The organism is Micromonospora sp. WMMA1976, assembly GCF_027497335.1.
Taxonomy (GTDB): Bacteria; Actinomycetota; Actinomycetes; order Mycobacteriales; family Micromonosporaceae; genus Micromonospora; species Micromonospora aurantiaca.
Genome location: NZ_CP114912.1, coordinates 1,067,027 through 1,087,934 on the forward strand (window position 1 = coordinate 1,067,027; position 20,908 = coordinate 1,087,934).

Annotated in this window: 20 protein-coding genes and 3 tRNA genes; 17 read left to right on the plus strand and 6 right to left on the minus strand. The window is 73.8% G+C overall.

Going from position 1 to position 20,908, the window contains the following annotated elements; all coding sequences use genetic code 11:
- Window positions 1-185: 185 nt before the first annotated feature.
- From O7546_RS05065 to O7546_RS05105, 9 genes are all read left to right on the plus strand, one after another.
- Window positions 186-707, plus strand: coding sequence for a hypothetical protein (locus tag O7546_RS05065; RefSeq protein ID WP_194799663.1), 522 nt, complete (start codon window positions 186-188; stop codon window positions 705-707).
- Window positions 708-899: 192 nt separating this feature from the next.
- Window positions 900-1,949, plus strand: coding sequence for a MoxR family ATPase (locus tag O7546_RS05070; protein WP_194799664.1), 1,050 nt, complete (start codon window positions 900-902; stop codon window positions 1,947-1,949).
- Entirely contained in the window at window positions 1,946-2,962 is a 1,017-nt protein-coding gene (locus O7546_RS05075; RefSeq protein ID WP_281600560.1) for a DUF58 domain-containing protein, read from the plus strand. The genes O7546_RS05070 and O7546_RS05075 overlap by 4 nt, the downstream gene beginning before the upstream one ends.
- Window positions 2,959-3,918 (plus strand): VWA domain-containing protein, encoded by a 960-nt coding sequence (locus tag O7546_RS05080; protein ID WP_194799666.1) that lies wholly within the window; start codon window positions 2,959-2,961, stop codon window positions 3,916-3,918. The genes O7546_RS05075 and O7546_RS05080 overlap by 4 nt, the downstream gene beginning before the upstream one ends.
- 39 nt (window positions 3,919-3,957) lie before the next feature.
- Window positions 3,958-4,818 (plus strand): trypsin-like peptidase domain-containing protein, encoded by an 861-nt coding sequence (locus O7546_RS05085; protein ID WP_120571224.1) that lies wholly within the window; start codon window positions 3,958-3,960, stop codon window positions 4,816-4,818.
- Window positions 4,819-4,970: 152 nt separating this feature from the next.
- Window positions 4,971-5,267, plus strand: a complete 297-nt coding sequence (locus tag O7546_RS05090; protein ID WP_013284522.1) for a hypothetical protein — start codon at window positions 4,971-4,973, stop codon at window positions 5,265-5,267.
- Window positions 5,268-5,276: 9 nt separating this feature from the next.
- Window positions 5,277-5,702, plus strand: coding sequence for an alternative ribosome rescue aminoacyl-tRNA hydrolase ArfB (arfB, locus tag O7546_RS05095; RefSeq protein ID WP_194799667.1), 426 nt, complete (start codon window positions 5,277-5,279; stop codon window positions 5,700-5,702).
- Between the two features lie 49 nt (window positions 5,703-5,751).
- Window positions 5,752-6,324, plus strand: a complete 573-nt coding sequence (locus O7546_RS05100; protein WP_194799668.1) for a GNAT family protein — start codon at window positions 5,752-5,754, stop codon at window positions 6,322-6,324.
- An 87-nt stretch (window positions 6,325-6,411) separates the two neighbouring features.
- Window positions 6,412-7,569, plus strand: coding sequence for a cellulose binding domain-containing protein (locus O7546_RS05105; protein ID WP_194799669.1), 1,158 nt, complete (start codon window positions 6,412-6,414; stop codon window positions 7,567-7,569).
- Window positions 7,570-7,592: 23 nt separating this feature from the next.
- Here O7546_RS05105 and O7546_RS05110 read toward each other — a convergent pair whose 3' ends face one another.
- The gene (locus tag O7546_RS05110; RefSeq protein WP_269696277.1) at window positions 7,593-8,477 is read right to left on the minus strand and encodes a 3-methyladenine DNA glycosylase; all 885 of its coding nucleotides are present in this window, start codon (window positions 8,475-8,477) and stop codon (window positions 7,593-7,595) included.
- A 34-nt stretch (window positions 8,478-8,511) separates the two neighbouring features.
- Window positions 8,512-9,996, minus strand: coding sequence for a hypothetical protein (locus O7546_RS05115; RefSeq protein ID WP_194799671.1), 1,485 nt, complete (start codon window positions 9,994-9,996; stop codon window positions 8,512-8,514).
- A 215-nt stretch (window positions 9,997-10,211) separates the two neighbouring features.
- Between O7546_RS05115 and O7546_RS05120 the strand changes: the two genes are divergently transcribed.
- The 4 genes from O7546_RS05120 to O7546_RS05135 all read left to right on the plus strand — a co-directional run bounded on the left by O7546_RS05120 (window position 10,212) and on the right by O7546_RS05135 (window position 11,567).
- Window positions 10,212-11,015: a fumarylacetoacetate hydrolase family protein gene (locus O7546_RS05120; RefSeq protein WP_194799672.1), complete on the plus strand. Its 804-nt coding sequence runs from the start codon at window positions 10,212-10,214 to the stop codon at window positions 11,013-11,015.
- 107 nt (window positions 11,016-11,122) lie between these two features.
- Window positions 11,123-11,194: transfer RNA gene (locus tag O7546_RS05125), tRNA-Gln, on the plus strand.
- 76 nt (window positions 11,195-11,270) lie between these two features.
- Window positions 11,271-11,343, plus strand: a tRNA-Glu gene (locus O7546_RS05130).
- 151 nt (window positions 11,344-11,494) lie between these two features.
- Window positions 11,495-11,567, plus strand: a tRNA-Glu gene (locus O7546_RS05135).
- A gap of 150 nt (window positions 11,568-11,717) precedes the next feature.
- On the opposite strand, the gene O7546_RS05140 is transcribed toward O7546_RS05135, so the two are convergent.
- The gene (locus tag O7546_RS05140) at window positions 11,718-12,404 is read right to left on the minus strand and encodes an IclR family transcriptional regulator (protein ID WP_013284529.1); all 687 of its coding nucleotides are present in this window, start codon (window positions 12,402-12,404) and stop codon (window positions 11,718-11,720) included.
- A gap of 49 nt (window positions 12,405-12,453) precedes the next feature.
- Here O7546_RS05140 and leuC point away from each other — a divergent pair, with 49 nt between their 5' ends.
- From leuC to O7546_RS05160, 4 genes are all read left to right on the plus strand, one after another.
- Complete coding sequence (gene leuC / locus O7546_RS05145) at window positions 12,454-13,896, plus strand: 3-isopropylmalate dehydratase large subunit (protein ID WP_194799673.1); 1,443 nt, start codon at window positions 12,454-12,456, stop codon at window positions 13,894-13,896.
- Between the two features lie 16 nt (window positions 13,897-13,912).
- Complete coding sequence (gene leuD, locus O7546_RS05150) at window positions 13,913-14,500, plus strand: 3-isopropylmalate dehydratase small subunit (RefSeq protein ID WP_194799674.1); 588 nt, start codon at window positions 13,913-13,915, stop codon at window positions 14,498-14,500.
- Between the two features lie 159 nt (window positions 14,501-14,659).
- The gene (locus tag O7546_RS05155; RefSeq protein ID WP_135243714.1) at window positions 14,660-15,271 is read left to right on the plus strand and encodes an HU family DNA-binding protein; all 612 of its coding nucleotides are present in this window, start codon (window positions 14,660-14,662) and stop codon (window positions 15,269-15,271) included.
- A gap of 136 nt (window positions 15,272-15,407) precedes the next feature.
- The gene (locus tag O7546_RS05160; RefSeq protein ID WP_269696279.1) at window positions 15,408-17,387 is read left to right on the plus strand and encodes an endonuclease/exonuclease/phosphatase family protein; all 1,980 of its coding nucleotides are present in this window, start codon (window positions 15,408-15,410) and stop codon (window positions 17,385-17,387) included.
- A gap of 6 nt (window positions 17,388-17,393) precedes the next feature.
- Here O7546_RS05160 and O7546_RS05165 read toward each other — a convergent pair whose 3' ends face one another.
- The 3 genes from O7546_RS05165 to O7546_RS05175 all read right to left on the minus strand — a co-directional run bounded on the left by O7546_RS05165 (window position 17,394) and on the right by O7546_RS05175 (window position 20,877).
- A complete protein-coding gene (locus tag O7546_RS05165) occupies window positions 17,394-18,311 on the minus strand; it encodes an NUDIX hydrolase (protein ID WP_194799676.1) in 918 nt (305 codons plus the stop codon).
- Window positions 18,312-18,318: 7 nt separating this feature from the next.
- Complete coding sequence (locus O7546_RS05170) at window positions 18,319-20,463, minus strand: RNA degradosome polyphosphate kinase (protein ID WP_228531705.1); 2,145 nt, start codon at window positions 20,461-20,463, stop codon at window positions 18,319-18,321.
- Window positions 20,464-20,679: 216 nt separating this feature from the next.
- Complete coding sequence (locus tag O7546_RS05175; RefSeq protein WP_043330566.1) at window positions 20,680-20,877, minus strand: cold-shock protein; 198 nt, start codon at window positions 20,875-20,877, stop codon at window positions 20,680-20,682.
- Window positions 20,878-20,908: the final 31 nt, after the last annotated feature.

Sequence of the window (20,908 nt, forward strand, 5' to 3'; positions counted from 1 at the left end):
GGTCGGACACGCAATAGTGCTATTGACCGCCCGCATTTTCCGGTGCTAGGTTCCACCTGGTTGAGACGTCGCGACTCTCTGTAGTAAGGCCAGCTCACGAGCGGTGCGCTCCCGGCGGATACCCGATGATCCGCAATTTGACGCGCGCAGTCGCCGTATCACCACGGTCTACCAAGGGAGAACTCATGGCCACATTCTTGAAGCGAAAGGCGACGGTGGTGGCGCTCGCCGCGCTGTCGCTCAGCCTGGCCGGTGGCGGGATCGCCGCGGCCGCCCAGTCGGAGGCGAAGCCGCAGCCGGGTGCCCGGCACTCCACGGCGCAGCCGCCGGTGACCGCCGCCGAGCGGCAGGCCGCCCGCACCGCCATGCGGGCCACCCTGGCCCCACCGGCGGCCGGCCAGGTCGCCTGGGCCGTCGTGGCGGCAAACGGCACGCTGCTGCAGCACTCCGGCAACGTGGTGTCCTCGTTCCGGTTCGCCCCGGGCGTCGGGGTGTCCCCCGGGCAGTACCAGGTGCTGCTGGACTACAACGTGTCCGCCAAGGCGTACGTGGCGACGATCGGCACGAACGACACGGCGAACGTGCCGCCGGCCGGTGAGGTGTCGGTGGCGCCCCGCACGCTGACCCCGAACGCCGTCTTCGTGCAGACGCGCAGCTCCTCCGGCAGCGCCTCGGACCGGCCGTTCCACCTGGTCATCGCCAACTGACCCGTCCGGCACCGCACCGGCCCCCGCTCCGGCGGGGGCCGGTGTCGTGTTCCGTACCGGTCCGGCCGGTGCCGCGCCGCTTCGTGCCGTTCGCGCCCGGCTGGGGAGATGCTGCCGGTCCGGCCCTCCGACCACGGCCCAGGGGCCGATAATCCGACGTTTGTCGCCGGTCCGGCACGGGAAGCAAGCACCGTGACGGACATCTCGGACACCCCGGCCAGCGTGCTCAGCCCGGTCGACGCCGACGCGAGCGGCGTCGAGCTGGAACAGACCCTCGTCGAGGTCAAACGCGTGATCGTCGGGCAGGATCGGCTCGTCGACCGCCTGCTCACCGCCCTCGTCGCCGACGGGCACTGCCTGCTGGAGGGCGTACCGGGGGTGGCCAAGACACTGGCCGCCCAGACACTCGCCACAGTGGTCGGCGGCACGTTCTCCCGGATCCAGTTCACCCCCGACCTGGTCCCCTCCGACATCGTCGGCACCCGCATCTACCGCGCCTCCACCGAACAGTTCGACGTGGAGCTGGGGCCGATCATGGCGAACCTGGTGCTCGCCGACGAGATCAACCGGGCCCCGGCCAAGGTGCAGTCGGCGCTGCTCGAGGCGATGGCGGAGCGGCAGGTCTCCATCGCCGGCCGGAGCTGGCCGGTGCCGGACCCGTTCCTGGTCCTGGCCACCCAGAACCCGATCGAGTCCGAGGGCGTCTACCAGCTCCCCGAGGCGCAACGCGACCGCTTCCTGATGAAGGTCGTGGTCGACTACCCGAGCGACGCCGACGAACTGGCCATCCTCTACCGGATGAGCACCGACCGGCCCACCGCGCGTACCGTGCTCGACCCGGGCCGGCTGCGCGAACTCCAGCGCCGCGCGACGGACGTCTTCGTCCACCACGCGCTGGCCGAGTACGTGGTCCGCCTCATCCTCGCCACCCGCGACCCGGAGCGCTTCGGCCTGCCCGACGTCGCGCCCCTGCTGGCGTACGGGGCCAGCCCCCGGGCCACGCTCGGCCTGGTGGCCGCCGCCCGCGCGCAGGCGCTCATCCACGGCCGGGACTACGTGCTCCCCGAGGACATCCGGGGACTCGCGGTGGACGTGCTGGCGCACCGGCTCGTGCTCTCCTTCGACGCGATCGCCGACGGCATCTCCGGCGAGGACGTGGTACGCCGCGTCATCGAGGCGGTGCCGCCACCCCGGCTGGTGAACGGGCCCACCGAGACGGTGAACGACCTGGCGGCGGCATGACCGGCGGAGCCGAACCGGGACTTGCCGACCTCGCCCCGGACCAGCGGCTGCGCCGGCTGGAGCTGACGGTGACCCGGCGGCTCGACGGCCTGCTGCACGGCCGGTACCGCGGCCTGCTCCCCGGACCGGGCAGCGAGGCGGCCGGCAGCCGCGAGTACCGGCCCGGTGAGGACGAGGTACGCCGGATGGACTGGGCGGTCACCGCCCGGACCACCGTCCCGCACGTCCGCGAGGTCGACGCGGACCGGGAACTGACCACCTGGCTGCTCGTCGACGCCAGCCCCAGCATGGAGTACGGCACGTCCACACTGGACAAACGGGAACTGGCGGTGGCCGCCGTGGCGGCGATCGGCTTCCTCACCGCCGGCGTCGGCAACCGGCTCGGCGCCCAGGTGCTCACCACGGACGGGTTGCGCCGGTTCCCGGCCCGCAGCGGGCGTACCCATCTGCTCGGGCTGCTGCGCGCGCTGCTCGGCGCCCCGCGTACCGGCGACCTGCCGGACTCCGACGGCGCGGGCGCGGCCGGCGCGGGCCGGACCGACGCGGCGCCCGGCCTGGTCGACGGGCTGGACGGCCTTCAGCGCGTCGCCACCCGGCGCGGGCTCGTGGTGATCGTCTCCGACTTCCTCGACGAGCTGCCCGACGACCCGGACGCCGCGCCGCCGCCGTGGGCCGCCGCGCTGCGCCGCCTCGCGGTACGGCACCAGGTGCTCGCGGTCGAGGTGACCGACCCGCGCGAGCTGGAACTGCCGGACGTCGGCCTGATCACGCTGGTCGACCCGGAGAGCGGCCGGCACCGCGAGGTGTGGACCGGCGACCCGGGCCTGCGCGAGCGGTACGCGCGCGCCGCCGCCGAGCAGCGCGACCAGGTACGCCGCACGCTGCGCCGGGCCGGCGCGACCCATCTGGCGCTGCGCACCGACCGGGACTGGTGCGCGGACGTCGTCCGGTACGTGCACGAGCAGCGCCGGCTGGCCACCGTGCCGGCCGCGGCCCGCGGAGGTGTCGCATGACCTGGCAGTCACCCGGCCGCCTCTGGCTGCTGCTCGCCGTCGTCGCGCTGGTCGCCGGCTACCTGGTGCTGCAACGGCGGCAGAGCCGGTACGCGGTGCGATTCACCAACCTGCGCCTGCTCGACCGGGTCGCCCCGCGCCGCCCGGCCTGGCGGCGGCACGTCCCGGCGGGTCTGTTCCTCGCCATGCTGGCGCTGCTCGTGGTCGGGTTCGCCCGGCCCGAGGCGGAGGTGCGGGTGCCCCGGGAGCGCGCCACGGTGATGGTCGCGGTGGACGTGTCCACCTCGATGCTCGCCGGTGACGTGGACCCGGACCGGCTGACCGCGGCCAAGGAGGCGGGCCGGCGGTTCGTCGACGGGCTGCCCGACGAGTTCAACGTCGGTCTCGTCGCGTTCGCCGGCAGCGCGGCCGTGCTGGTGCCGCCGAGCACCGACCGGGAGGCGCTGCACGACGGAATCGGGCGGCTGGCCGAGGGCATCACCGGCGTGCAGGGCACCGCCATCGGCGAGGCGATCAGCACTTCGCTCGGCGCGGTGAAGAGCCTGGACGCCACCGCCGCCAAGGACCCGCCGCCGGCCCGGATCATCATCCTCTCCGACGGCGCGAACACCTCCGGCATGGACCCGATGGAGGCCGCCGACCAGGCGGTCGCCGCGAAGGTGCCGGTGCACACCATCTCCTTCGGCACGCCCGGCGGCTCGGTCGACCGGGGCGGTCGCGCGATCCAGGTGCCGGTGGACGGCCAGACACTGCGGGCGGTCGCCGAGCAGACCGGCGGCGGCTTCCACGAGGCGTCCACCACCGCCGAGCTGAAGGACGTCTACGAGGACATCGGCACCTCGGTCGGCTACCGCACCGAGCGGCAGGACGTCTCGGCCCGCTTCATCGGCCTCGGACTGGTCCTGGCGATGGGCGCCGCGGCCGGCTCGCTGCGGTGGTTCTCCCGGCTGCCCTGACCCGCACACCACTACCGCACGACACGTGAGGAGCCAGGCATGGCAGTGCAGACCGGACTCGGCGAGCCACGCGGACCGTGGTTCGTCTCGCCGGAGCTGGACCCGGACGGGCGCGGCCACCGGGACGTACCCGGGGGCGGGCCGGAGGCCGGGCGGCGGAGCATGCGGCACCGGCTGCTGAGCGTGGCGGCGGTGGTGGCGCTCTCCACCGTCTCCGGCGCGGCGGCCGGCACCTGGGCGGCCGACCGGGGCGCGCCCGGACCGACGGCCGCGTCCGCCGCGCCGGTGCCGGCCGAGCTGGTCACCGCCGCCGGCAAGACGGTGCCGGGGGTGGTGTCGGTGATGGTCGGGGGCCGCTCCGGCGCGTCCGCGTCCGGCTCCGGGTTCGCCATCGACAACGAGCAGCACATCGTCACAAACGACCACATCCTGGCCCGGGGCGGCGCCGGCGCGGTGACTGTGGAGACCTCGGACGGGCGGCGCTTCCCGGCCGAGGTGGTGGGCCGGGAACCGGCGAGCGACCTCGCAGTGCTGAAGGTGCCAGCGTCGGCCGGGTTGCCGCCGTTGCCGCTGGCAAAGGCGAACTCGACGCGGGTGGGGGAGCCGGTGCTCGCGGTCGGGTCGCCGCTCGGGCTCGCCGGGACGGTCACCGCCGGCATCGTCAGCGCGCTGAACCGGCAGGTACGGATCGGCAACGGCCGGCACACCGCGGTGCAGACCGACGCCTCGATCAACCCGGGTAACTCCGGTGGTCCGCTGGTGAACGCGCGCGGTGAGGTGGTCGGCGTGAACACCGCGATCGCCACCATCGACGGCAACGGCTCCATCGGTATCGGCTTCGCCATCCCGATCGACCAGGTCCAGCAGACCGCCGACACCATCATCGGCCGGGGCGGCTGAGCCACCGGCGCGGTCTCCCCGCGCCGGGTGCTCCGGCGTCCCGCGCGGCGCTGACCTGCACAAGCGCCGCAAGATCGGTGCGAACTGTCGGATATCCGGCGTGGGATCATTGGGGCATAGAAATATTACGCTGAGTATGGATACTGGCGGAGGTGGAGCAAGCTGTCATTGCGGCCCTCCTCGTGGTGGGCCTGATCATCGGCGCCGGTGTCGGCGCGTCCTACGCGCGCGCGAAACGCGGCTGGACGGATTACCAGACCATCCGGACCAGCGTCCCCGGCGCCCGGCGCAACGCCTGGCTCGCGATCCGGGGCGTGGTCGTCAAGCTCGCGGTGATCGCCCTGCTGCTCGTCGGTGCGGCCGCGTACGCGGCGTCCGGCGGCGGCGAGGAACGGGCCGGTCCCACGCCGAGCGCCACCCCCACCCCGAGTCACCGCGCCGGGCGCTAGCCTCGGGGAGTGGACGACGGACTGCGGGTCACCGATCGGCTCACGGTGCCCGCCGCCGAGCTGCGCGAACGGTTCTCCCGCTCGTCCGGCCCGGGCGGGCAGGGTGTGAACACCACCGACTCCCGGGTGGAGCTGAGCTTCGACCTGGGCGGCTCGCCGAGCGTGCCGGAGGCGCTGCGGGAACGCGCGCTCGCCCGGCTTGAGGGCCGTCTGGTCGGCGGCGTGCTCACCGTCACCGCCAGCGAGCACCGCGCCCAGCTGGCCAACCGGGAGGCGGCCCGCGAACGGATGGCCACGCTGCTGCGCGAGGCCGTCGCCCCGCCGCCGAAGGCGCGCCGCCCGACCCGCCCCTCCCGTGGCGCGAAGGAGCGCCGTCTGGCCGAGAAGAAGCGCCAGTCCCAGCGCAAACGCGACCGCCGGGTGGACGGCGACTGACCGAAAATCCGTTGAGCCGCCACGCGCGCCGCGCGGAGAATTCCGCCACGTGATCGACTTCTCCGTCAAGCCCACGCTCACCGGCGAGCTCGTCGTGCTGCGCCCGTTCCACGACGACGACCTGCCGGCGCTCGCCGAGATCCTGGCCGACCCGGAGGTGGCCCGGCTGACCGGCAGCCCGGCCGGCGAGACGTTCGAGCCGTCCCGGCTGCGCGCCTGGTACGGCACCCGCAACAGCCAGGACGACCGGCTCGACCTCGCCGTGGTGGACCGGGCCAGCGGCGCCTGCGTCGGCGAGGTGGTCCTCAACGAGTGGGACCGGACCAACGCCAGCTGCAACTTCCGCACGCTGATCGGCCCCGGCGGCCGCGACCGCGGCCTCGGCACCGAGGCGGTCCGGCTCATCGTCGGGTACGGCTTCGAGCAGCTCGGCCTGCACCGCATCGGCCTGGAGGTGTTCGCGTTCAACCCCCGTGCCCGGCGCGCCTACGAGAAGGTGGGCTTCGTCGCCGAGGGGATACTGCGGCAGGTGCTGCGCGACGGCGACGACTGGGTGGACGCCACAGTCATGTCGATCCTCGCCCCGGAGTGGAACCGGCACCGGGGGCACCCGGAGGGTTGAGCCGAAGGCGTCGAAGCGCTTCAATGCGTACGGGAGCTTCAGGGCCGTCACCGACCACCACGTCACAGTGACAGGAGTCCCTTCCGCATGTCCCGAAACCCCCTGCGCGCCGCGCTGACCGCGCTCGCCGCGCTGCTGCCGGTCCTCGCTCTCGGCCTCGCCCTCACCGCCACCACGCCCCCGGCCGCCGCGGCGGCCACCCCGGTCCGCGTCATGCCGCTGGGCGACTCCATCACCGGGTCGCCCGGCTGCTGGCGGGCGATGCTCTGGAACCGCCTCCAGTCCACCGGCCACGCCGACGTCGACTTCGTCGGCACGCTCGGGCCGCAGGGCTGCGGCGTGCCGTACGACGGCGACAACGAGGGCCACGGCGGCTACCTCGCGACGAACGTGGCGAACCAGAACCTGCTGCCCGGCTGGCTTGCCGCCACCCGCCCGGACGTCGTGCTCATGCACTTCGGCACCAACGACGTGTGGAGCAACATCGCGCCCGCCACGATCCTGGCCGCGTACTCGAAGCTGGTGGACCAGATGCGGGCCGCCAACCCGGCCACCACGGTGCTGGTCGCGAAGATCATCCCGATGAACCCGGCGAGCTGCCCCGAGTGCGGCCAGCGGACCGTGGCGCTCAACGCGCTGATCGACGGCTGGGCGGCCGGGAAGACCACAGCCGCCTCCCCGATCGTGGTGGTCGACCAGTGGACCGGGTTCAGCACCGCCACCGACACGTACGACGGCGTGCACCCGAACGCCGCCGGCGACCAGAAGATGTCCGACAGGTGGTACCCGGCGCTGGTCGCCGCGTTGGGCCGCACCACGCCCGGTCCGACCACGTCCCCGACCGTCAGCCCCACCTCGTCGCCCACCGTCAGCCCCTCACCGACGACCAGCCCTTCACCCACGACCAGCCCGTCACCCACCACCGGCCCGACGTCCGCGCCCGGCGGCTGCACCGCCACCTGGCGGGTCGCCGGTCAGTGGCCGGGCGGCTTCCAGGGGGAGGTGACAGTCCGCAACGACGGCGCCGCGCCGATCGCCGGCTGGACCGTGCGCTTCCCGCTCACCGCGGGCCAGCGGATCAGCCAGGCGTGGAGCGCCGACGTGACACAGAGCGGAACCACTGTGACCGCCCGGAACGCGAGCTGGAACGGCGCCCTGGCCCCGGCCGCCCAGACCACGTTCGGGTTCCTCGCCGACGGTGCCGTCCCGAGCCCGGCACCGGCAGTGAGCTGCGCCGCGAACTGATCCCGCGCCGGCCGGCCCCGCGCTCAGCGGCGGTCGGCCGGCACGGCCCGGTCCAGCGCGGCCAGCAGCCGGGCGCGCAACCCGGCGGCCCGCTCGGCGAACCCGCGCTGGGCCGTGGCGTACTCGGCCCGGCCCTCCGGCGTCTCCACCCGCACCGGCGGGTAACCCAGGTCGGCCAGGTCGTACGGGCTGGCCCGCATGTCCAGCGCCCGGATCTCCCGGGCCAGCGCGAAACAGTCCGCCACCAGTTCCGACGGCACCAGCGGCGACAGCTTGTACGCCCACTTGTAGAGATCCATGTTGGCGTGCAGGCAGCCCGGCTGCTCCAGCGCGTGCTGGCCCTCCCGGGTCGGCTGGAGCACGTTCAGCGGCCGGGCCGGCGCGGTGAAGAACCGGAACGCGTCGAAGTGGCTGCACCGCACGCCGCGCTCGGAGACCACAGCCGCCGTCTCCGCCGGGCTCAGCCGCAGCGGCCAGGCGTTGTGGCGTACCTGCTCCTGGGTCTGCCGGTAGACCATCGCCCACTCGTGCATACCGAAACAGCCGAACTGCGCCGGGCGTCCGGCGGTCGCCGCGAGCAGCGAACGGATCCAGGCGATCGACTCGGCGCGCCGCGCGCGTACCCGATCGGTGTCGAGGGTGAGCCCGGCGGCGCCCGCGGTGTAGTCCGGGCCGAAACCGGCCGGGTCGGCGTCGCGCAGCACCACGCCCGCGCCCGGGTGCCAGCGGCGCAACTGCGCCGGGCGGTGGGAGTAGTAGGTGAACAGGAAGTCCTCCACCGGGTGCTTCACCCCGGTGCGGCGGCGCTCCAGGTGCGGCGTCAGCCAGGCGTCCACCCGCGCCTCGTGGGCGTGCCGGCGCGCCTGCCAGTCGGCCAGGTCGAGCGCGGGGGCGAGGGCGGCGGTCACACACCCCAGGGTACGACCGCCGCCCGTGCCCGGATCACGCCACGTCCACCCGCACGCCCGCCGAGAAGACGCCGCTACGCAGCTCCAGCCGTTTCGGCGGCTCGTCGCCGCGCATGGTGAACACCAGCGGCAGCAGCACCCGCCGCCCGGCGGCCACCGGCTGGGAGAAGACGTCCCGGCCCAGGTTCGCCACCCGGGTGGCGTCCTCGTCGGCGGCGACCCAGTTGCCGCTGGGCAGGTACGCCCGCTGCAACTGCCCGTGCCAGGTCTGGTCCTCGTTGGTGAGATTGCGCACCCCGACCGTGGCCAGGCACGGCCGGCCACCACCCGGCGCCGGCGGCAGGACGTCGGCGCCGCAGCTCAGCCGGTAGACGGTGAACTCGAACGCGGTCTCGCGCAGCGGCTGGCCCAGCGCGCCGGTGACGCTGCTGCCCACCCACGCGCCGCTCGTCGGCTGCTTGGTGGTGTCCATCGCGGCCACCCGCTGCGTGGCCGACCAGGCCGCCGCGCCGACCACACCGGCCAGCACAGCCGCCGCCACGCCGACCACGAGCCACACCGGCGGCCGGCGACGACGGCTCGCGGGCGACGGCACCGCCGTACGCGGATAGACGGTTCCGCGCTCGGCCGGCCCGCTGTGGCCCGGCACGCCGTGGCCCGCTCCGCCCTGGCCAGGGCCGGCCCGGCCGGGCTCGGCTCCGCCCGGCACGCCCGGGCCGGGCACGCCGCTTCCCGGGGCGCCGGTGTGCATGGCGCCGCCTCCGGGCGTACCGGAGGGAGTCGCGGCGCGTCCCGCCGCCGTGCGCCGGCGGCGGCGCCACACCGCCCACCACAGCACGCCGGCGGTGACCACCAGCAGCGCGGTGAACGCGGCGAGCAGCACCGGCGGCCGCCGCCAGGCCGGGGCGGCGGTGACCTGCGCCGCCGGGGCCGTCGCGGCGCCCACCCAGGTCGCCGTGGCGCAGTCGAACGGGCGCGTGCCGTCCGAGCCGTAGACGCAGGTGGGGGCCGTCACCGAGCGGCCCGGACCGGGGACCGACAGCGCGGTGTGCAGCGTGGTGGTGCTCTTCGCCGGCAGCCGCAGCCGCCAGGTCACCTCACCGGCGCTCATCCCGGCGGGCCGGCTGGCCCGGCCGCCGCCGGTCACCGTGGTGGCCCGCGACCCGTTCGGCAGCTCCTGCCGGACCATCGTGTCGACGGGCGAGGTGCCGGCGTTGCGGACCTCGATCCGGTAGCCCGGCGCCGGGGTGCCCGACGCGCCCACCGCCACGCTGACCGGGGGCATCGACGGCCGGACCGGTGCCGGGCCGGTGGTCGGCACCGCCGGGGGCACCGCCGGCACGCCGGTCGGGATCGGGGTGGCCGCGGCGCCGGGGATGACAGCCGGTGCCGGGGCCGGACGGGCGGGGGCGGCGGCCGCGCCGGGCGTCGCCGGGGACAGCGCCGGTACGGCGGCGATGACGCCGAGGCAGTTCACGAACACTGCCAGGGCCCTCTGGTGTCGTCTCGATGCAGGCATACCAACGAACCTCCGGACCCGAAGCTATGGGCCGGGGACCGCCGGGCGGGTACGAAGCCGCCATTCCTGCCCCGTCCGGCGCGATCGCGCGTACCCTGTCCGGCCCTTGCCGATCCGGTGCCGCCGGCGCCGGTGAGGGTGTGGCGCGCGGCGGCCGGGGCGTGCCGCCTGCCGGTGTCCGCCGGGCGGCCCGCGGGCGGGGATAGATTGGCCGGGTGCGTATCGCTCGTTTCGCTCATGCCAAGGGAATGTCGTTCGGGGTCGTCGAGGGCGAGCCGGAGGCCGGGCCGCAGGGCCTGACCATCGCCGAGATCGAAGGCCACCCGTTCGGGCAGATCCAGTTCTCCGGCGCCCGCTGGGCGCTCTCCGACGTCCGGCTGCTGTCGCCGATCCTGCCCAGCAAGGTGGTGTGTGTCGGCCGTAACTACGCCGAACACGCCTCCGAGCACGGCAGCGAGGTGCCGAAGGAGCCGCTGCTCTTCCTCAAGCCGTCCACCTCCGTGATCGGCCCGCGCGACGCCATCCGGCTGCCGATCTTCTCCAAGCAGGTCGAGCACGAGGCGGAACTCGCCGTGGTGATCGGCGCCCCCGGTGCCCGCCGCGCCGACCGGGCCGCCGCCGAACGGGCCATCTTCGGTTACACCTGCGCCAACGACGTCACCGCGCGGGACCTCCAGCGCTCCGACGGGCAGTGGACCCGCGCCAAGGGCTTCGACTCGTTCTGCCCGATCGGGCCGTGGATCACCACCGGGCTCGACGTCAGCGACCTGGAGATCCGGTGTGAGGTGGGCCGCAACCCGGAGGAGATGGAGGTACGCCAGCTCGGCCGGACCAAGGACATGGTGTTCGACGTACCGGGCCTGGTGTCGTACATCTCGCACGTGATGACGCTGCTGCCCGGCGACGTGGTCCTCACCGGCACGCCGGCGGGGGTTAGTCCGCTCACCGAGGGGGATACGGTCACCGTGCGGATCCAGGGGATCGGGGAGCTGAGCAACCCGGTGGTCCCTGTCGCCTGATCCGCTCCGATGCCTCGTTTCCGCTGGTCAGGTGGGTTTCGAGGGGTTGGATTTGGCCTGTCGGCACCGGGAGGGTAAAGTTCATTCCCGGCGCCGCAAGGGGCCAATGGGGTATGGGGTAATTGGCAGCCCGACTGATTCTGGTTCAGTTAGTCTAGGTTCGAGTCCTGGTACCCCAGCGCAACCGAGGGTTCGTGAGAGCCCTCGGACGCTGGATTCCGGCAGTTCACGCTGGCGGAGTGCAATGAAGGTTCTGGCCCCGTCGTCTAGCGGCCCAGGACGCCGCCCTCTCAAGGCGGTAGCGCCGGTTCGAATCCGGTCGGGGCTACAGCACCGACAGCCCGTCCCGTTCTCCGGGGCGGGCTTTCTGCTGTCCGGCGCACGTGTGCAGGGGGTGACCCCCCTCCGTGGTGCCGCGCGGGATGCCGCTAGACTACTGCCACACCGCCCGGCAGGGTGGTGAAGCACGAAAAGTGCCTGGCCCCGTCGTCTAGCGGCCCAGGACGCCGCCCTCTCAAGGCGGTAGCGCCGGTTCGAATCCGGTCGGGGCTACACCCACGAACGGCCCGTCTCGCCAAGCGAGGCGGGCCGTTCCGCGTCCCCGCCCCGCCCCGCCCCGCCCCGTTGATCATGAAGTTGGCGGCAGCCGGGGAGATCAAAAATGCCGCCAACTTCATGATCAACGCGGTAAGAGGGGCGGGGTCAGAGGCCGGAGAGGCGCTGGCCGGCTCGGACCACGGCCATGGCGTGGCGTTCGCCGGGGCGGCGGCCGAGGCGCTCGATCGGGCCGGAGATGCTGATCGCGGCGATCACCCGGCCGGTGCGGTCCCGGATCGGTGCCGAGACGCTCGCCACACCCGCCTCCCGCTCGGCGACGCTCTGCGCCCATCCGCGCCGCCGCACCTCGGCCAGCGTGCGGCCGGTGAACTTGGAGCGGGGGAGCAGCGGCATGACCGCCTCCGGGGGCTCCCAGGCGAGCAGGATCTGCGCCGCCGAGCCGGCGGTCATCGGCAGCACCGAGCCGACCGGGACGGTGTCCCGCAGGCCGCTGGCGCGCTCGGCGGCGGCCACGCAGATCCGCTCGTCGGCGCGGCGCAGGTAGAGCTGGGCGCTTTCGCCGGTGGCGTCCCGTAGCGCGGCGAGCAGCGGCTCGGCGGCGGTCAGGAGCACGTCCGGGGCCGCGTTCGCCAACTCGCCCAGGCGTGGACCCGGGCGCCAGCGCCCCTGGGTGTCCCGGACGAGCATCCGGTGGATCTCCAGCGCCTGTGCCAGCCGGTGCGCGGTGGCCCGGGGCAGCTTGGTGCGTTCAACGAGTTCGGCCAGGCTGGCGCCGTCGACACAGGCGGCCAGGATGACCACCGCCTTGTCGAGAACGCCGACACCGCTCATACTGTGTCCCACAAGCCGAAATTTACCTCCCAGAATTTAGGATGTCCAGATGGTGGGAGTCACTCAACCGAGGACCCTGGCCGAGAAGGTCTGGGACGCACACGTGGTCCGCTCCGCCGCCGGCGAGCCGGACCTGCTCTTCATCGACCTGCACCTGCTGCACGAGGTGACCAGCCCGCAGGCGTTCGACGGGCTGCGTCTGGCCGGGCGCGGGGTCCGCCGTACCGACCTGACGATCGCGACCGAGGACCACAACACCCCGACCGGGTACGACGACCCGGCGTTCCGCCTCCGGCGCGGCGACCTGCTCACGATCGCGGACCCCACCTCCCGCACCCAGATCGAGACGCTGCGCCGCAACTGCGCCGAGTTCGGCGTCCGCCTGCACCCGCTGGGCGACGAGAACCAGGGCATCGTGCACGTCATCGGCCCGCAGCTCGGCCTCACCCAGCCCGGCATGACGATCGTGTGCGGTGACTCGCACACCGCCACCCACGGCGCGTTCGGCGCGCTGGCGTTCGGCATCGGCACCAGTGAGGTCGAACACGTGCTGGCCACGCAGACGCTGCCGCAGGCCCGCCCGAAGACCATGTCCGTGAACGTGGTCGGCGAGCTGGCGCCCGGCGTCACCGCCAAGGACCTGGTGCTCGCGCTGATCGCGCAGGTCGGCACCGGCGGCGGGCGCGGGCACATCGTCGAGTACCGGGGCGAGGCGATCCGCGACCTCTCGATGGAGGGGCGGATGACGATCGCGAACATGTCGATCGAGTGGGGCGCCAAGGCCGGCATGATCGCGCCGGACGAGACCACGTTCGCGTACCTGAAGGGGCGGCCCAACGCCCCCCAGGGCGACGACTGGGACGCGGCGCTGGAGTACTGGCGGACGCTGCCCACCGACGAGGGCGCGACCTTCGACACCGAGGTCACCCTCGACGCGAGCCGGATCACGCCGTTCGTCACCTGGGGCACCAATCCCGGGCAGGGCGTGCCGCTGGGCGCCACCGTGCCGGACCCGGAGGACTTCGTCACCGAGCCGGAGCGGGTCGCCGCCCGCCGCGCGCTGGAGTACATGGACCTCACCCCGGGCACCCCGATGCGCGACCTCGCCGTGGACGTGGTGTTCGTCGGCTCCTGCACCAACGGCCGCCTGGAGGACCTGCGGGCCGCCGCCGAGGTGCTGCGCGGGCGCCGGGTCGCCGACGGCGTACGCATGCTCGTGGTCCCCGGCTCCGCCGCGGTCCGCGAGGCGGCCGAGATCGAGGGGCTGGACAAGGTCTTCACCGACGCGGGCGCCGAGTGGCGCTTCGCCGGCTGCTCCATGTGCCTGGGCATGAACCCGGACACGCTGAAGCCGGGTGAGCGCTCCGCCTCGACCTCCAACCGCAACTTCGAGGGCCGCCAGGGCCGGGGCGGGCGTACCCACCTGGTGTCCCCGCCGGTCGCCGCCGCCACCGCCGTGGTCGGCCGGCTGGCCGCCCCCGCCGATCTGTAAGAAGGGCAGCCGACTGATGGACAAGTTCACCACCCACACCGGCACGGCCGTGCCGCTGCGCCGATCCAACGTGGACACCGACCAGATCATCCCCGCCGTGTACCTCAAGCGGGTGACTCGGACCGGATTCGCCGACGGTCTGTTCAACGCGTGGCGGGAGGACCCGTCATTCGTCCTCAACGATCCCGTCCATTCAGGTGCGTCGATTCTGATCGCCGGCCCCGAGTTCGGCACCGGATCCTCGCGGGAGCACGCCGTCTGGGCGCTGCGGGACTGGGGCTTCCGGGCCGTCATCTCGCCTCGCTTCGGCGACATCTTCCGCGGCAACGCGCTCAAGGAAGGCCTCCTTCCGGTCGAGCTGGAATTGAAAGCCGTGGAAGAACTGTGGGATCTCGTGGAATCCGAGCCGACCACGCCGATCACTGTCGACCTCGCCGCCCGCCAGGTCCACGCCGGTGACGCCACCTGGGCGTTCCCGCTGGACGACCACAGCCGTTGGCGGCTGATGGAGGGCTTGGACGACATTGGACTCACCCTCCGGCACGAGTCCGAGATCAGCGCGTACGAGGCGGCCCGGCCGGCGTTCCTGCCCTCGATCGCCTGACCTCAAGCGCTATTCGCCCCCACCGGTGCATCCGGTGGGGGCGAATCCGTTACGACACAAGGGCTTTTTTCCACCGAATGTTTGTGTCCAGGCAGCACAGGGCATACCGTGCGCGCAGAATGGCTCGCGTCGAGTCAGTTGCACAATCGGGAGGAAGTCGTGAACAAGGCCGAGCTCATCGAGGCGCTCGCCGTTCGCCTGGGGGACCGGAAGACGGCGACGGCCGCGCTCGACGCGGTTCTCGCTGAGGTCCAGGCGGCGGTCACCAAGGGCGAGAAGGTGGCGATCACCGGTTTCGGAGCGTTCGAGAAGCGCGTCCGGGGAGCCCGAACAGCGCGCAATCCGCGGACCGGCGAGGCGGTGAAGGTCAAGAAGACCTCCGTCCCGACGTTCCGGGCGGGCGCGGGCTTCAAGGAGATGGTGGCCAGCGGCAAGGTGCCCAAGGACACCGCCGCCGCGAAGAAGACCACCGGTGCCGCCAAGGCCACCGGCGGCCGGACCACCGCTGCCGCCAAGAAGACCACGGCGGCGAAGGCCACCAAGGCCACCAAGACCACCGCTACAAAGAAGGCCGCGCCGGCGAAGAAGGCCGCCGCGACCAAGACCACGGCGGCGAAGAAGACGACCGCGGCGAAGTCCACCGCGGCGAAGAAGACCACCACCGCCAAGAAGACGACCGCGGCGAAGTCCGCCACGGCGAAGAAGACAACGGCGGCCAAGAAGGCGCCCGCGAAGAAGGCACCGGCCAAGAAGGCCGCCACCCGGCGCTGACCGGACGGTCCACGAAAGGGCGCCCACCGTTCGCGGTGGGCGCCCTTTCGCATGGGTACGTCGTTGACCGCCCGCCGTCGCGCCCCGCAGAATCGCCGTGCCGAAAACCCCCGTCGGTCACGAGAAGAGGCGCCCCGTGCGGCACCGTCACCTCTCCACCCTCACGCTCGCGCTCGGTGTCGCGGTCCTGCTGGACGTGCTCCGGGTCTGGCTCCCGTCGGTCATCACCCTGTTCGGCCGGGCCGCCGAGACGCCCGCCGAGCTGCTCGGCGCGTTCGCGCTCGGCTGGTTCGTGCTGGCGCTCGCCGCGCCCACACTCGTACGCCGCATCGGCGCCGCCCCGGTCGGACTCGCCGCGGGGGGTGTGCTGGCGGTCGCCCGGCTGGCGCTGACCGCGCAACCCGGCGGCCCGGCCCAGCTCTGGCTGGCCTGCGCCGGACTGCTCGCCGGCCTGATCTGGCTCGCCGCGATCGCCGCGTCGGTGCCGAGGCCGGTCGCCGGGCTGGCGCTCGGGCTGGCCGGGAACGCGGTCGGGCACGCCCTGCTCGGCACCGAGGACCTGGTGTGGCGCGGCGGTGTGCTCGCCTGGAGCCTGAGCGCCCTGCTGGTGCTGGCGTTCCTGGCCGCCTCGGTGGCGGTGCGGCGGGACCGGGCCGCCGCTCCGGTACGCGGCGACGCGGCGCGGACGGCCGCCCCGGCGACGGATGTGACGGACGGCGACGCCGGGCGGCGCGTGCCCAGCCCGGGCCGCCGGGCCTGGTTGCTGTGCGGTCCGGCGCTGTTGCTGGCCGGTCAGGTGGCGCTCGCCCCGGCGCTCTGGAGCGCCGCCGCCGGCACCGGGTCGCCTGATTTCCCCGGTCTCGTCCGCCCCGGAAACGGTGCCCTGCCGGGTGCGCTCGCGGTGCTGCTGTTCCTCGCGGCGGCGTTGTTCCGGGCACCGGCGCGCGTGGCGCGGGTGCTGTGGCCGCTGGCGCTGCTCGCCGGGTCGGTGCTGTTCGTGACCGGGCTGCTCGTCCCGGGGTACCTGCTCACCGCCGCCGGTCTCGGCGGCTGCCTGGCCCGCACCGACACGGCCGCCGACGACGGCCGGGCCGCCGCCACTGACGAACGAGGCGCGGACGACGGGCGGGTGGAGGCGCGGCGCGGGCGGGCGGCGGCGCTCGGGATGCTTGTGTTCGCGGTGGCCACGGTGGCCTACTACGCCGCCTACGACCTGGGGTACCCCAACGGCTGGGCGCCGGTCGCCACGGCCGTCCTGGTGGCTCTGGTGGCGGCTACCGCGCCCGTCCAGCCCGGCGCGGCCCCACCCGGCCCGATGCTGCCCACCACGGTCCGGGTCGCGGCCCTGGCGGGGCTCACCGCGCTGGCCGGGCTCGCCGCCGCGCTGCACGTACCGCCCGCGCCGGCCCGGGCCACGACCGCGCCGGCGGCGGTACGGGTGGCCGCGTACAACATCCGGATGGGGTTCGGCCTGGACGGGCGGCTGGACCTGGACGCGGTGGCGCGGGAGCTGCGCGGCGCGGACGTGGTGCTGCTCAGCGAGGTCGACCGGGGCTGGTGGCTCAACGGTGGCCACGACACGCTGGCGTTGCTGGCCGGGCGGCTGGGGATGCCGTACGTCTTCGGGCCCGCCGCCGACCCGGTCTGGGGCGACGCGGTGCTCAGCCGTTTCCCGATGCGGTCCGGGCAGACGCGGCGGCTGACCGCGCACGGCGCGCCGACCGGGGCGCAGGCCCTCGGCGTCACGCTCGACCTCGGCGGGCGGGAACTGGCGGTGGTCGCCACGCACCTGCAACCGCCGCCCGGCCGGGATCCGGTCGAGCAGGCGGGTGAGGTGGCCGAATTCGCCGGCCGGTACGCGAACGGCCGTCCACTGGTGCTCGGCGGTGACCTGAACACCGAGCCGGACGACCCGGCGTTCGCCGCGTTCACCCGCGCGGGGCTGGTGGACGCGCTGGCCGCGGCCCGGCCGCTGCGGACCAGCCCGGCCGACGATCCGCGCACCCAGATCGACCACGTCCTCACCTCGCCGGGGCTGACCGCCACCGAGGTACGCGCGCCGCGCACCGAGGCCAGCGACCACCTCCCGGTGACGCTCACCGTCACGCTGCCCTGAACCGCCTCACAGGCGGTCGGGGAGGACCAACCGGTCACCGGCGAACGGCAGCAGCCAGCCGCCGCCCTTGTCGGTGGTGAAGTCCTCGTCCACGCGGCCGGTGAGCCGTTCCAGCGCGCCCGGGATCACCTTGCCCTGGCTGCACACCGCCACCGTCCCGGCGGCCTGCGCCAGCGCGACGAGCCGGGCCGCGGCGGCGAGTGCGCACTCCTCGACCTGCTGGCCCGGCGCCGGCTCGTCGAAGTCGCCGCAGACCTCGATCGGCAGGTCCAGCCGGGCCGCCGCCGGGTCCAGCGTCTGCACGCAACGCCGGGCCGAGGCGGAGAACAGGCGGGCCGGACGGACCAGCGCGACGAGCGGGACCAGCGCCCGCGCCTGCGCCCATCCCTCGTCGTCGAGCGGGCGGCCGTGGTCCGGGCCGGTCCAGGTGCCGCGCTTGCCGGCGTGCGCGTGCCGGAGCAGCAGCACCGTCGCGGTGACCGGCGGCAGCGCCGCGAACGCGGCGATCACCTCGGCGTCGTGCGGGTAGCTGACCCGGCGTACCGCGTCGTCGACCGGGAACCAGGCCACGTCGTCGACCTCGGTGCCGGGCTGGAAACCGCCGGTGCCGGCCGCCCGCATGGACCAGTAGTCGACCGCCTTGGCGAGACCCTCGCTGCGGTAGCGGACGGTGGGCAGGCGGACCTGCGGCACGGCGCGGACGTCCGATTCCTCGGCCACCTCGCGAACGGCGGCCACGAGCGGGTGCTCGCCACGGTCGAGCTTGCCCTTCGGCAGCGACCAGTCGCCGTACCGGGGGCGGTGCACCAGGCAGACCTCGACGCCGGCCGGACCCGGGCGCCACACCACGCCACCGGCGGCCCGGATCCGTACCGGTTCGTCGTCGCTCACCCGCTCACCGTATGCCCGCCCGGCACGCGCCACGGCCCGGTCAGTCCGCCCGGCCGCCGACCCGGCGCAGCAACAGATCCTGGAGGTGGGTCAGCGGCACGTCGCCGTCCCCGGTACGCCGGTGCCAGGTGCCGTCGGCGGCCAGCTCGAACGCGTCCACGTCCGGGTCGAACGCGGCGGTGAGGACGTGGTCCAGTTCGGCCCGTGCCACCGGGTCGCTCACCTGCACCAGCGCCTCGACCCGGCGGTCCAGGTTGCGGTGCATCAGGTCGGCCGAGCCCATCCAGAACTCGGCGTCGCCGTTGTTGCCGAACCGGAAGATCCGGGAGTGTTCCAGGAACCGGCCGAGGATCGAGCGGACCCGGATGTTCTCCGACAGCCCCGGCACGCCCGGCCGCAGCGTGCACATGCCGCGGATCAGCAGGTCCACGTGCACGCCGGCCCGCGACGCCCGGTAGAGCGCGTCGGTGATCTCCTCGTCCACCAGGGAGTTCACCTTGAACTGCACGAGCCCCGGCATGCCCAGCCGGACGTGTTCGATCTCCCTGTCGATGCGTTCGATCAGGCCGCTGCGGATGCCCTGCGGCGCCACCAGCAGCCGCCGGAACGCGGTCTGCCGGCTGTAGCCGGTGAGCACGTTGAACAGGTCGGTCAGGTCGGCGCCGATCTCCGGGTCGGCGGTGAGCATGCCGAAGTCCTCGTAGAGCCGGGCTGTCTTCGGGTGGTAGTTGCCGGTGCCGATGTGGCAGTAGCGGCGGATCTGGTTGCCCTCCTGGCGTACCACCAGCGCGGTCTTGCAGTGCGTCTTGAGCCCCACCAGGCCGTACACCACGTGGCAGCCGGCCCGTTCCAGCGTGCGGGCCCAGCCGATGTTCGCCACCTCGTCGAAGCGCGCCTTCAGCTCCACCAGCACCACCACCTGCTTGCCGGCGGCGGCCGCATCGACGAGCGCGTCCACGATCGGGGAGTCGCCGCTGGTGCGGTAGAGCGTCTGCTTGATGGCGAGCACGTTCGGGTCGGCCGCCGCCTGCTCGACGAAGCGCTGCACGCTCGTCGCGAACGAGTGGTACGGGTGGTGCACCAGCACGTCGCCGTCGCGCAGCGTGGCGAAGACGCTGCGCGGCACCTCACCCTCGGCCAGCCGCGGATGGGTGGCCGGCACGAACGACGGGTCCTTCAGGTCGGGCCGGTCCGCCTCGCCGTACACCTGCCACAGCGCGGACAGGTCGAGCAGGCCACGGACCCGCAGCACGTCGTGGCCGTCCATGTCCAGCTCACGGACCAGCAGCTCCAGCATGTGGTCGGAGATGGACGCGGCGACCTCCAGGCGTACCGGCGGGCCGAACCGGCGCCGGGCCAGCTCCCGTTCCAGCGCCTGGAGCAGGTCCTCGTCTCGGTCCTCGTCCACCTCCACCTCGGCGTTGCGGGTCACCCGGAACAGGTGGCACTCGACCACCTGCATGCCGGAGAACAGCTGGCCGAGGTGTACCGAGATGAGGTCCTCGACCGGCAGGAACCGCACGCCCGGCTGGTCGCGGTGCACCCGGACGAACCGGGGCACGTTGTTCGGCACCTTGACCCGGGCGAACAGCTCCGAGCCGCCGTCCGGGTCGCGTACCGACACGGCCAGGTTCAGTGACCGGCCGGAGATGTACGGGAACGGGTGCGCCGGGTCGACCGCCAGCGGGGTGAGCACCGGGAAGATGTGCTCCCGGAACCAGGTGCGCAGCCGCTCCCGCTCGGCGTCGTCCAGGTCGCTCCAGCGCAGTATGCGGATGTCCTCGGCGGCGAGCTTCGGCAGCACGTCGTCGACCAGGCAGGCGGCGTGCCGGGCGACCAGGCCGGCTGCCTTCTCGGTGATCAGGTCGAGCTGGGTGCGCAGCGGCAGCCGGTCGCCGCCGCGTACCGGCAGGCCGGCGGAGAGCCGCCGCTTCAACCCGGCGACCCGGACCATGTAGAACTCGTCCAGGTTGCTGGCGAAGATGGCCAGGAACTTCGCCCGTTCCAGCAGCGGGGTACGCGGATCCTCGGCGAGCGCCAGCACCCGGGCGTTGAAGTCGAGCCAGGACAGCTCCCGGTTGAGGAACCGGTCCTCCGGCAGCGGCGGTACGGCCGGCGGGGCGGCGTCCGCGGCGGTCTCGCCGGCCGGGCCGGGGCCCTCCACCGGGTCGAGCGGCTCGTCCAGGCCGGTCGCGCCGGCCGCGTCCGGGTCGGCGCCGAGGCGCTCCTCCGGGGGCCGGGTCTGGCGGAACCGCCCGTCCGGGCCGCGGGTGGGGCGGCCGTTGCGGGGCGTGCCGGGGTCGAGGATCGGCGGCGGGCCGTCGGGGTGCTCGCGAGGGGTGCTCACCACCTCATGATTCCCCGACAAGGGTGAACGGAAAATGAACTCGGGCCAGGTTGTTCACGCCATCGTCGGCAAGGTCACCCGGACCACCTCGCCGTCGGCGTCCCGCTCGATCCGGACACGCTGCCCCAATCGGAGCAGCCGCAGCCCGGAGGCGTCGAACGCGCGGGCCGGGAACGCCAGCTCGGTACCGTCGTCGAGCAGCAGCACGCCACTGCGGGTCGACGCGTCGTAGGTGGCCACCGTCCCCTGCATGCCAGCACCGTACCGGACCGCCCCGGCGACC

Excerpts from the sequence above, each read along its gene's own strand:
- O7546_RS05065 (WP_194799663.1), top strand. The coding sequence starts at position 186 with ATGGCCACATTCTTGAAGCGAAAGGCGACGGTGGTGGCGCTCGCCGCG.
- O7546_RS05080 (WP_194799666.1), top strand. The coding sequence starts at position 2,959 with ATGACCTGGCAGTCACCCGGCCGCCTCTGGCTGCTGCTCGCCGTCGTC.
- O7546_RS05105 (WP_194799669.1), top strand. The coding sequence starts at position 6,412 with ATGTCCCGAAACCCCCTGCGCGCCGCGCTGACCGCGCTCGCCGCGCTG.
- O7546_RS05085 (WP_120571224.1), top strand. The coding sequence starts at position 3,958 with ATGGCAGTGCAGACCGGACTCGGCGAGCCACGCGGACCGTGGTTCGTC.
- leuD (WP_194799674.1), top strand. The coding sequence starts at position 13,913 with ATGGACAAGTTCACCACCCACACCGGCACGGCCGTGCCGCTGCGCCGA.
- O7546_RS05075 (WP_281600560.1), top strand. The coding sequence starts at position 1,946 with ATGACCGGCGGAGCCGAACCGGGACTTGCCGACCTCGCCCCGGACCAG.
- leuC (WP_194799673.1), top strand. The coding sequence starts at position 12,454 with ATGGTGGGAGTCACTCAACCGAGGACCCTGGCCGAGAAGGTCTGGGAC.
- O7546_RS05140 (WP_013284529.1), bottom strand. The coding sequence starts at position 12,404 with ATGAGCGGTGTCGGCGTTCTCGACAAGGCGGTGGTCATCCTGGCCGCC.
- O7546_RS05175 (WP_043330566.1), bottom strand. The coding sequence starts at position 20,877 with ATGCAGGGGACGGTGGCCACCTACGACGCGTCGACCCGCAGTGGCGTG.
- O7546_RS05115 (WP_194799671.1), bottom strand. The coding sequence starts at position 9,996 with ATGCCTGCATCGAGACGACACCAGAGGGCCCTGGCAGTGTTCGTGAAC.